General features: G+C 61.8%; 1 protein-coding gene. It reads right to left on the bottom strand.

What is annotated here, in order from left to right:
* Positions 1-21: 21 nt before the first annotated feature.
* Complete coding sequence (locus AAFX91_RS42020) at positions 22-855, bottom strand: IS5 family transposase (protein ID WP_130230715.1); 834 nt, start codon at positions 853-855, stop codon at positions 22-24.
* Between the last annotated feature and the right edge of the window lie 81 nt (positions 856-936).

The following is a 936-nucleotide window of genomic DNA, read 5'->3' as shown; positions in this document are numbered from 1 at the left end:
AGAGTCTGACTCAAAAAGCGGTCAGCATTTGGAGGGCGTGGCGAGGCGTCGGGTGAGGAGCCTGACGTGGGCAATGAGAAGCCAGGCGACTTCGGTGGCGGCGGAGCCCTCGAAGTCTCTGGCGAGGCGTCGGCATCTTCCGAACCAGGCGAAGGTGCGTTCGACGACCCAGCGTCGAGGCAAGAGCTGGAAGCCTTTGACCCCGGGCGGGCGCTGAACGATTTCGATGGTCCACGGCCCGCAATGGGAGAGCGCTTCCACGAGCTGTTTTCCGCGATAAACCCGGTCCGCAAAGACGTGACGCAGCTTGGGAAAGCGATCTCGCACGCGCTCCAGCAGGGGGACCGCACCATGGACATCCTGAACATTGGCGGGATGAACGTGGACGGCCAGCAGAAGACCGTTGGTATCGGTGACGATGTGCCGTTTGCGTCCATGAACCCGTTTGCCCGGATCGAAGCCACGCGGTCCGCCGGCTTGTGTCGTCGAAGCACTTTGGCTGTCGATGACGGCTGCCGTCGGTGTCAGCTTGCGGCCGAGTTTTCGCCGCGCCTGTCGCACCAGAGCCCTGACGATCCTGTGCCACCTGCCGGTATCGCGCCAAGCATAAAAATAGCTCTGGACCGTCGAGTACGGCGGGAACTCGCTTGGCAAAGCCCGCCACTGGCAGCCGGTGGACAAAATGTAGAAGATCGCCTGCACCACCTCGCGCAAATCGACCTGCCGCGGTCGCCCGAGCCGCCGTCGCCGCGGCATCTTCCGGGCAATCAGCGCCCACTCCGCATCGGTCAGATCGCTTGCGTAACGCAGTCCACTACGCTGATACTGAACACGAGTGATTTTGGTCCACGGCATCGTGCCCTCCCTCGAATCTTCGCAAATCCGAAGGAATCACAGCCGACCGAAATCACTCACTCCTTTTTTCAGTCAGGCTCT

This window comes from Bradyrhizobium sp. 31Argb (assembly GCF_043638955.1).
Lineage (GTDB): Bacteria > Pseudomonadota > Alphaproteobacteria > Rhizobiales > Xanthobacteraceae > Bradyrhizobium.
This window is presented reverse-complemented; position numbering and strand designations above follow the sequence as displayed.

What these genes read in the sequence shown, in the direction of transcription:
- AAFX91_RS42020 (WP_130230715.1), bottom strand. Translation starts at nt 855, where the DNA reads ATGCCGTGGACCAAAATCACTCGTGTTCAGTATCAGCGTAGTGGACTG.